Below are 9,602 nucleotides of genomic sequence, written 5' to 3'. Positions count from 1 at the left end.
CTGCTCGACGAGGACCGGCAGATCGATGCCGCGCACCGGGCCTATGTGCGGGCGGGTGCGCAGGTGCTCATCACCTCGGGCTATCAGGCGACGTTCGAGGGGTTCGCGCGGCGGGGGATAGGCCGGGACCGGGCGGCGGAGCTCTTCGCCCGCAGCGTGGAGCTGGCCCGGCGAGCCGGTGGCGCGACGGACCGGGAGATCTGGGTCGCCGCCTCGGTCGGACCGTACGGGGCGATGCTCGCGGACGGCAGCGAGTACCGGGGGCGCTACGGGCTGAGCGTCCGGGAGTTGGAGCGTTTCCACCGCCCCCGGGTGGCGGCTCTCGCAGCTGCCGGGCCCGACGTCCTGGCGCTGGAGACCGTGCCGGACCTGGACGAGGCGGAGGCCCTGGTCCGGGTGGCCGAGGAGACCGGACTGCCGTACTGGCTCTCGTACAGCGTGGCGGGCGGCCGGACCCGGGCCGGCCAGCCGTTGGAGGAGGCGTTCGCGGTGGCGGCCGGGCGGGGGTCCGTCATCGCGGTCGGGGTCAACTGCTGCGATCCGGAGGAGGCGCAGGAGGCCGTCGAGCAGGCGGTGGCGGCCACGGGCAGGCCCGCCGTGGTCTACCCGAACAGCGGGGAGGGGTGGGACGCCGGGGCTCGGGGATGGACCGGGCCGAGCACTTTCGACCCGGGGCGGGTACAGGCGTGGACGCGGGCCGGGGCCCGGCTCGTCGGGGGCTGCTGCCGGGTGGGACCTGACCTCATAGCCGAGCTGGCCGGTCGACTGGGGGTGTTGGGAGAGCCGGGGGAGCCGGAGAAGCTGGAGGAGTAGACAGGCGGGGCGAAAATGCCTGGTGGGGGCAGGGGGCGAGGATCATACTCGGACAGGTGTTCATGACCATCGGTACGACCGGCACCCAAGAGCGTCCCGCCACTGATCTGGGCTTTCTGCTGCACAAGCATCCCGACAAGGCGCAGGCGTTCTCCACCTCGCACGGCTCCGCGCACGTCTTCTACCCCGAGGCGTCCGCCGAGCGCTGCACGGCCGCGCTCCTCCTGGAGGTGGATCCGGTGGCGCTGGTGCGGCGCGGCAAGGGCAAGGGCCGGGGAGGCGCGCCCGACGCGGCGCTCGCGCAGTACGTCAACGACCGCCCCTACGCGGCGTCCTCGCTGTTGTCGGTGGCTCTCGCCGCCGTGTTCAAGTCCGCGCTCGGCGGGGTCTGCCGGGCCATGCCCGAGCGGGCCGCCGGCCCGCTGCCGCTGCGGATCGAGGTGCCCGCCCTGCCCGCCCGGGGCGGCGTCGAGCTGGTGCACAAGCTGTTCGCGCCGCTCGGCTGGGAGCGGGTCGAGGCCACGGCCGTACCGCTGGACGAGCAGTTCCCGGCCTGGGGCGACTCGCGCTACGTACGCCTGGTGCTGGAGGGCGAGTTGCGGCTCGCCGACGCGCTGCGCCAGCTCTACGTCCTGCTCCCGGTGCTCGACGACGCCAAGCACTACTGGGTCGCGCCCGACGAGGTGGACAAGCTGCTGCGGGCCGGGGAGGGCTGGCTGGCCGACCACCCCGAGCGGCCGCTGATCACCCGGCGCTATCTGTCCCACCGCTGGGGGCTCACCCGCCAGGCCGACCAGGCCCTGGAGCTGGTCCGGCTCGCCGAGGCGGACGACCTCGATGTGGAGAGCGTCGACAACGCGGTGGACGAGAGCACCGACACCGAGGAGAGGCCGGTCCCGCTCGCCGAGCACCGGCGGACCGCGATCCTCGACGCGCTGCGCGCCGTCGGGGCGACCCGGGTGCTCGACCTCGGCTGCGGGCAGGGCCAGTTGGTGCAGGCGCTCCTCAAGGACGTGCGCTTCACCGAGATCGTGGGCGTCGACGTCTCGATGCGCGCCCTGACCATCGCCTCGCGGCGGCTGAAGCTGGACCGGATGGGGGAGCGCCAGGCAGACCGGGTCACCCTGCGGCAGGGTTCGCTGACCTACACCGACAAGCGGCTCGTGGGATATGACGCGGCGGTGCTCAGCGAGGTGATCGAGCACCTGGACCTGCCCCGGCTGCCCGCCCTGGAGTACGCCGTGTTCGGTGCCGCACGCCCCGGGACGGTGGTCGTGACCACGCCGAACGTCGAGTACAACGTCCGCTGGGAGACCCTCCCGGCCGGGCACGTCCGGCACGGGGACCACCGTTTCGAGTGGACCCGGGCCGAATTCCGGGAGTGGGCCGGGCAGGTCGCCGAACGGCACGGATACACCGTCCGGTACGTGCCGGTCGGACCGGACGACCCCGAGGTGGGGCCGCCGACCCAGATGGCCGTGTTCACCCGGGGTACGGAGAACATCGCCGGCACCGAGAAGACGAAGGAGGCGGAAGCCGCATGAACAGAGACCACAGCTCCACCGGCGCGGAGACCGCTGCCGCCCCGGCCCCCGTGCGCACCCTGCCGGTGACCGACCTCTCCCTGGTCGTCCTCATCGGCGCCAGCGGATCGGGCAAGTCCACCTTCGCCCGCAAGCACTTCAAGCCGACCGAGATCGTCTCCTCGGACGTCTGCCGGGGCCTGGTCGCCGACGACGAGAACGACCAGAGCGCCAGCCGCGACGCCTTCGACGTGCTGCACTACATCGCGGGCAAGCGCCTGGAGGCCGGGCGGCTCACCGTCGTCGACGCCACCAGCGTCCAGTCCGAGAGCCGCAAGCAGCTCGTCCAGCTGGCCAGGAAGTACGACGTCCTGCCCATCGCCATCGTCCTCGACCTCCCCGAAGAGGTCTGCGCCGCCCGCAACGCAGCCCGCCCGGACCGCGCCTCCATGCCCCGCCATGTCATCCAGCGGCACCGCCGCGAGCTGCGGCGCTCGCTGCGCGGCCTGGAGCGCGAGGGCTTCCGCAAGGTGCACGTCCTGCGCACCGAGGAGGAGGCCGAGAGCGCACGTGTGGTCCTGGAGCGCCGCTACAACGACCTGCGCCACCTCACCGGACCGTTCGACATCATCGGCGACGTCCACGGCTGCAGCTCCGAGCTGGAGGCCCTGCTCGGCAGACTCGGTTACACGGACGGCGCCCACCCCGAGGGGCGCACCGCCGTGTTCGTCGGCGACCTCGTCGACCGGGGCCCCGACAGCCCCGGAGTGCTGCGCCGCGTGATGTCCATGGTGGCGTCGGGCGACGCCCTGTGCGTCCCCGGCAACCACGAGAACAAGCTCGGCCGTTATCTCGCGGGCCGCAAGGTCCAGCTCACCCACGGGCTCGCCGAGACCGTCGAGCAACTGGAGCGCGAGGACGCCGAACACCCCGAGTTCCGGGGCCAGGTGCGGGAGTTCATCGACTCCCTCGTCAGCCACTACGTCCTGGACGAGGGCAAGCTGGTGGTCTGTCACGCCGGGCTGCCCGAGAAGTACCACGGCCGCACCTCCGGCCGGGTCCGCTCGCACGCGCTGTACGGGGATACCACCGGCGAGACCGACGAGTTCGGCCTGCCCGTGCGCTACCCGTGGGCCGAGGAGTACCGGGGCCGCGCCACTGTGGTCTACGGCCACACCCCCGTGCCCACCACCTCCTGGATCAACAACACCATCTGCCTGGACACCGGGGCCGTCTTCGGCGGGAAGATGACCGCGCTGCGCTGGCCGGAGCGCGAACTCGTCGACGTACCCGCCGAGAAGGTCTGGTACGAGCCCACCAAACCGCTGGCCACCGAGGCGCCCGGGGGCAGGGAGGGCCGGCCGCTGGACATCGCCGACGTCCAGGGCCGCCGGGTCGTGGAGACCCGGCACCTGGGCCGCGTCGCCGTGCGCGAGGAGAACGCCGCCGCCGCGCTCGAAGTCATGAGCCGGTTCGCCGTCGACCCGCAGCTCCTCGCCTACCTGCCGCCCACCATGGCCCCCACCGCCACCTCCCGGGAGGGCGGCTTCCTGGAGCACCCGGCCGAGGCGTTCGCGCAGTACGCGGCGGACGGCGTGGAGCGGGTCGTGTGCGAGGAGAAGCACATGGGCTCCCGGGCCGTCGCCCTGGTCTGCAAGGACGCGGAGGCGGCGACGGCGCGGTTCGGCACGGCGGGCCCCACCGGCGCGCTGTACACCCGCACCGGCCGCCCCTTCCTGGACGACCCGGCCATGACCGAAGAGATCCTGGCCCGGCTCCGCAGCGCCGTCACCGCCGCCGGGCTCTGGGCGGAGTGGGACACCGACTGGGTGCTCCTGGACGCCGAGCTGATGCCGTGGTCGCTGAAGGCGGGCGGGCTGCTGCGCTCGCAGTACGCCGCCGTCGGCGCAGCGTCCGGCGCGGTCTTCCCGCCGGCCGTCGCCGCCCTGGAGCAGGCTGCTGCCCGGGGCATCGAGGTGGCGGGCCTCGCCGGACACCAGCGGGCCCGCGCGCAGGACGCCGCCGCGTTCACCGAGGCGTACCGGCGCTACTGCTGGCCCACCGAGGGCCTGGAGGGGGTGCGTCTGGCCCCGTTCCAGATCCTCGCCGTCCAGGGCCGCTCCCTGGCCGCCGTCCCGCACGACGAGCAGCTCGCCTGGCTCGACCGGCTGGTCGAGCACGACCCGACCGGGCTGCTCCAGGTCACCCGCCGGCTCGTCGTCGACACCGGCGACGAGGCCTCCGTCCGCTCGGGCGTCGACTGGTGGCTGGAGATGACGGGGCGCGGCGGCGAGGGCATGGTCGTCAAGCCGCTCGGCGCCCTCGTCCGGGACGCCAAGGGCCGCCTGGTCCAGCCCGGCATCAAGGTGCGGGGCCGGGAGTACCTCCGCATCATCTACGGCCCCGAGTACACCCGGCCGGAGAATCTGGAGCGCCTGCGCTCCCGGTTCCTCGGCCACAAGCGCTCGCTCGCGCTGCGGGAGTACGCACTCGGCCTGGAGGCGCTGGACCGGCTGGCGGAGGGCGAGCCGCTGTGGCGGGTCCATGAGGCGGTGTTCGCCGTCCTGGCCCTGGAGTCGGAGCCGGTGGACCCCCGGCTCTGAACGAACCGGTGAGCGGTTCGCGGGGTGAACGGCGCTCCGCGCGGTGAGGATGAAGACATGGGATTCCATGTCGACTCCGAAGCCGGGCGGCTGCGCCGCGTCATACTCCACCGCCCCGATCTGGAGCTGAAGCGGCTCACCCCCAGGAACAAGGACGCGCTCCTGTTCGACGACGTCCTGTGGGTGCGCCGCGCCCGGGAGGAGCACGACGGGTTCGCCGACGTCCTGCGCGACCGGGGGGTCGCCGTGCACCTCTTCGGCGACCTCCTGCGCGAGTCCCTCGACATCCCGGTCGCCCGGCGCCTCGTGCTCGACCGGGTCTTCGACGAGAAGGAGTACGGCCCGCTCGCCACCGAGCATCTGCGGGCCGCCTTCGAGGAGTTGTCCTCGCAGGAGCTGGCGGAAGCGCTGGTCGGCGGCATGACCAAGCGGGAGTTCCTGGAGCGGCACAGCGAGCCGACCTCCGTCCGCTTCCACGTCATGGACCTGGACGACTTCCTGCTCGGCCCCCTGCCCAACCACCTCTTCACCCGGGACACCTCGGCGTGGATCTACGACGGGGTCTCCATCAACGCGATGCGCTGGCCCGCCCGGCAGCGCGAGACCGTCCACTTCGAGGCCATCTACCGGCATCATCCGCTCTTCACCGGCTCGGAGGCGGGCGTCTTCCACCACTGGTCGGAGGGGCAGGACGACTACCCCTCCACCATCGAGGGCGGTGACGTTCTGGTCATCGGGCAGGGCGCGGTCCTGATCGGGATGAGCGAGCGCACCACGCCGCAGGCGGTGGAGATGCTGGCCCGGGGCCTCTTCGACGCCGGTTCGGCGCGCACGATCGTGGCGCTCGACATGCCCAAGGCCCGGGCGTTCATGCACCTGGACACGGTGATGACGATGGTCGACGGCGACACGTTCACCCAGTACGCCGGTCTCGGCATGCTCCGCTCGTACACCATCGAGCCCGGCAGCGGCCCCCGCGAGCTGAAGGTCACCGACCATCCGCCCGAGCACATGCACCGGGCCATCGCCGCCGCCCTCGGCCTCGACTCGATCCGGGTGCTCACCGCCACCCAGGACGTGCACGCGGCCGAGCGTGAGCAGTGGGACGACGGCTGCAACGTGCTCGCGGTCGAGCCCGGCGTCGTCGTCGCCTACGAGCGCAACGCCACCACCAACACCTATCTGCGCAAGCAGGGCATCGAGGTGATCGAGATCCGGGGCAGCGAGCTGGGCCGGGGGCGGGGCGGGCCGCGCTGCATGAGCTGCCCGGTGGAGCGGGATCCCGTCGCATGAGAGGCCGACGGATCGGCTGAGAGGTCGACTGATCGGGAGCCCCCAGCCCTGTATAGGGATGCGCTTAATCGTATAGACTTCCAGTTCTGCCGAGCGCAGTGCGCCGATCCCCGCCCGACCCAGGAGCAGTCATCATGGCCATAGACCTCACCGGCCGCCACTTCCTCAAGGAGCTGGACTTCACCTCCGAGGAGTTCCTCGGCCTGGTCGCGCTGGCCGCCGAGCTCAAGGCGGCCAAGAAGGCCGAGGTCGAGGTCCAGCGGCTGCGCGGGAAGAACATCGCGCTGATCTTCGAGAAGACCTCGACCCGTACGCGCTGCGCGTTCGAGGTCGCCGCCGCCGACCAGGGCGCCTTCACCACCTACCTCGACCCCGCAGGCTCCCAGATGGGCCACAAGGAGTCGGTGCGGGACACCGCCCGGGTCCTCGGCCGGATGTTCGACGGGATCGAGTACCGGGGCGACAGCCAGCAGGCCGTCGAGGAGCTGGCCGCGTACGGCGGGGTGCCGGTCTTCAACGGGCTCACCGACGACTGGCACCCCACCCAGATGCTGGCCGACGTGCTCACCATGACCGAGTGGCGCGCGGGCGGCCTCGCCGGAACGGCCTTCGCCTACCTCGGAGACGCCCGCTTCAACATGGGCAACTCCTACCTGATCACCGGCGCCCTGCTCGGCCTGGACGTCAGGATCGTCGCCCCCGAGGCGTACCGGCCGGCCGAGGCGGTCGTGGCGCAGGCCCGGAAGCTCGCCGAAGTCAGCGGCGCGACGATCACCCTCACCGGCGACGTGGCCGAAGGCGTCCGGGGCGCCGACTTCGTCGCCACCGACGTCTGGGTCTCCATGGGGGAGCCCAAGGAGGTGTGGGCCGAGCGCATCGCCGCCCTCGGGCCCTACGCCGTGACCATGGACGTCCTGCGGGCCACCGGCAACCCGGACGTGAAGTTCCTGCACTGCCTGCCGGCCTTCCACGACCTCGGCACCCAGGTCGGCCGGGACATCCACGCCAGGTACGGGCTGACCGAGCTGGAGGTCAGCGATGAGGTCTTCGAGTCCGCGCACTCCGTCGTCTTCGACCAGGCGGAGAACCGGATGCACACGATCAAGGCCGTGCTGGTGGCGACGCTGGCCGGGAAGTAGCCCGGCCCGCACGGACACCCGGGTACGCGTACGGGGCAGGGGTTCGCATGCTCATACACCCGATTGGGTGAACATGCGCGCTGGTGGCTACCATGTCGGCTCTTGGTGGGGTTCGGACCCGGGGAGACCCCTGCGGGGCCCGAGCCCCTTACCTGTGTCGCCGCACCCGGCGCACGGACCGTCCCCCCACTGCACCACCAGAGATGAGAACGTCCCGCATGAGCACCGGTCTGCCGCGATCCGGCACCCCGAAGCCCCCCGGCCTCCCCCAGCGGGACCTGCGCCGCAAGAGCCCCGACCAGCTCATCGCCGAATCCGGCGGCGACCTGGAGGGCCACGGCCTCAAGCGCACGATGGGCCTCTTCCAGCTCGTCTGCTTCGGGGTCGGCGCGATCGTCGGCACCGGCATCTTCGTCGGGCTCTCCGACAGCGTCGCCGAGGCAGGCCCCGCCGTCGTGATCTCGTATCTCCTCGCGGCGATCACCTGCATCTTCACCGCCCTGTCCTTCGCCGAGCTGGGCGGCGCCATCCCGGTCTCCGGAAGCTCGTACTCCTTCGCGTACGCGGCGCTCGGCGAGCGCACCGCCTTCCTCGTCGGCTGGTGCCTGCTGCTGGAGTACGGCGTCTCGGTCTCCGCCGTCGCGGTGGGCTGGAGCCAGTACGTCAACGAGCTGCTGAACAGCCTGTTCGGCTGGGAACTGCCCGCCGCCCTGTCCTCCGGGCCCGGTGACGGCGGTGTGGTCAACCTGCCCGCGGTCGTCGTGATCGCGATGGCCGCGACCCTGCTGGTGCGCGGCGTCCGGGAGAGCGCCACCGCCACCGCCGCGATGGCGGTCCTCAAGATCGGCATCCTCGTGGCGTTCTGCGCCGTGGCGTTCAGCGCCTTCCAGGACGACAACCTCATGCCGTTCGCCACCCACGGGCTCGGCGGGATCACCGCGGGCGCCTCGCTCGCGTTCTTCTCCTACATCGGCTTCGACGCCATCACCACCGCCGGCGAAGAGGTCAAGAACCCCCGGCGGAACATCCCGATCGCCATCCTGATCTGCATCGGCGTCGTCACCCTGCTCTACTGCGCGGTGGCGCTCTCGGCCATCGGCGCGATCGGCTCGGACGCCGTCGCGAACAAGAGCGCCGCTCTGTCGATCGCCGTCAACGAGGTCACCGACTCCTCGGTCGGCGGAGGCATCATCGCCTTCGGCGCGGTCGTCGCCATCGCCTCGGTGGTGCTCGCCGTGATGTACGGGCAGACCCGCATCCTGATGTCGATGTCCCGTGACGGACTGATTCCGCGCGTCTTCGAACGGGTCTCGCCCAAGACCCACACCCCGGTCGCCAACACCTGGATCGTCGCCTGCGTCTTCGCGGTCCCGGCCGCCTTCGTCTCGCTCGACGTGGTCGTGAACCTGACGACCATCGGCACGCTCGCCACGATGGTCGCCGTCAATGTCGCGGTGGTGGTGCTCCGTCGCCGCAACCCCGAGCTGAAGCGGACCTTCCGGGTTCCGCTCTACCCGGTGAGCCCGCTGCTGGGCGTCGTGTTCTGCCTCTACCTGATGTACGGGACCGGCTGGACGACCTGGGTCCAGTTCGCGGTCTTCCTGGCCGTCGGCTCGCTGCTGTACGCCGGATACGGGCGCAAGCGCTCCCGGCTGGTCAGCTCCCCGGGGACGGGCCCGGCTGCGCCGGTATCGCCGGAAGCGTGAACCAGACGGCCTTGCCGTGCTCCGTGGTGCGGTGACCGCACGCGGAGCTGAGGGTCCGGATGAGCAGCAGGCCGCGGCCGTGCTCCTGCCAGGGATCGACCTCACAGCCCGGCTGCGGCCGGGACAGGTCGCCCGGCGGAGCGGGGTCGCGGTCGTGCACCTCGACCTGGCAGCCGGTCGGCAGCAGCTCCACGACCAGCTCGATGGGCTCACCGCCCAGCGTGTGCTCGACCGCGTTGGCCACCAGTTCGGCGGTCAGCAGCTCGGCGGTGTCGCTGTCGGCCGGGGCGTCGATGTCCGACAGCGCCGTACGGATGAGAGCGCGGGCGATCGGCACGGCCGCGGTGGAGTGCGGCAGGGCGATGCGCCAGGAGGCGGGGACGGGGACATCGGGCGGCACGGCAGGGTTCCGTTCGGGAGCGGGTCTTCCTCGAAGCGGGAGGTCTCGACTTCTCAGGTTCACGTCTTCTCGGGTTCGCGTCGTACTCGTTCTCGGGTTCGCGTCGTGCTCGTGTCGGGACTTCC

At 71.8% G+C, this 9,602-nt stretch carries 7 protein-coding genes; 6 read left to right on the top strand and 1 reads right to left on the bottom strand.

Annotated features, from left to right (window positions below; genetic code table 11):
* The 6 genes from mmuM to ACFWM7_RS10715 all read left to right on the top strand — a co-directional run.
* On the top strand, positions 1 to 813 hold an 813-nt coding region (mmuM, locus tag ACFWM7_RS10740; protein ID WP_383257906.1), incomplete at its 5' end, for a homocysteine S-methyltransferase.
* Positions 814 to 869: 56 nt separating this feature from the next.
* Entirely contained in the window at positions 870 to 2,357 is a 1,488-nt protein-coding gene (locus ACFWM7_RS10735; RefSeq protein ID WP_383257903.1) for a 3' terminal RNA ribose 2'-O-methyltransferase Hen1, read from the top strand.
* Positions 2,354 to 4,939 (top strand): polynucleotide kinase-phosphatase, encoded by a 2,586-nt coding sequence (locus ACFWM7_RS10730; protein WP_383257896.1) that lies wholly within the window; start codon positions 2,354 to 2,356, stop codon positions 4,937 to 4,939. Before ACFWM7_RS10735 ends, ACFWM7_RS10730 begins: the two co-directional genes overlap by 4 nt.
* A 57-nt stretch (positions 4,940 to 4,996) precedes the next feature.
* On the top strand, positions 4,997 to 6,232 hold the full coding sequence (locus tag ACFWM7_RS10725; RefSeq protein ID WP_383257891.1) for an arginine deiminase: 1,236 nt from the start codon (positions 4,997 to 4,999) through the stop codon (positions 6,230 to 6,232).
* A 134-nt stretch (positions 6,233 to 6,366) separates the two neighbouring features.
* On the top strand, positions 6,367 to 7,371 hold the full coding sequence (gene argF, locus ACFWM7_RS10720) for an ornithine carbamoyltransferase (protein WP_383257886.1): 1,005 nt from the start codon (positions 6,367 to 6,369) through the stop codon (positions 7,369 to 7,371).
* Positions 7,372 to 7,589: 218 nt separating this feature from the next.
* Positions 7,590 to 9,077 (top strand): amino acid permease, encoded by a 1,488-nt coding sequence (locus ACFWM7_RS10715; protein WP_383257878.1) that lies wholly within the window; start codon positions 7,590 to 7,592, stop codon positions 9,075 to 9,077.
* Here the strand turns inward: ACFWM7_RS10715 and ACFWM7_RS10710 are convergent.
* On the bottom strand, positions 9,028 to 9,477 hold the full coding sequence (locus ACFWM7_RS10710; protein ID WP_097867015.1) for an ATP-binding protein: 450 nt from the start codon (positions 9,475 to 9,477) through the stop codon (positions 9,028 to 9,030). The genes ACFWM7_RS10715 and ACFWM7_RS10710 overlap by 50 nt on opposite strands.
* Between the last annotated feature and the right edge of the window lie 125 nt (positions 9,478 to 9,602).

It is taken from the genome of Streptomyces sp. NPDC058375 (assembly GCF_042723425.1).
In the GTDB taxonomy this organism is placed as follows: domain Bacteria; phylum Actinomycetota; class Actinomycetes; order Streptomycetales; family Streptomycetaceae; genus Streptomyces; species Streptomyces durocortorensis.
This window is presented reverse-complemented; position numbering and strand designations above follow the sequence as displayed.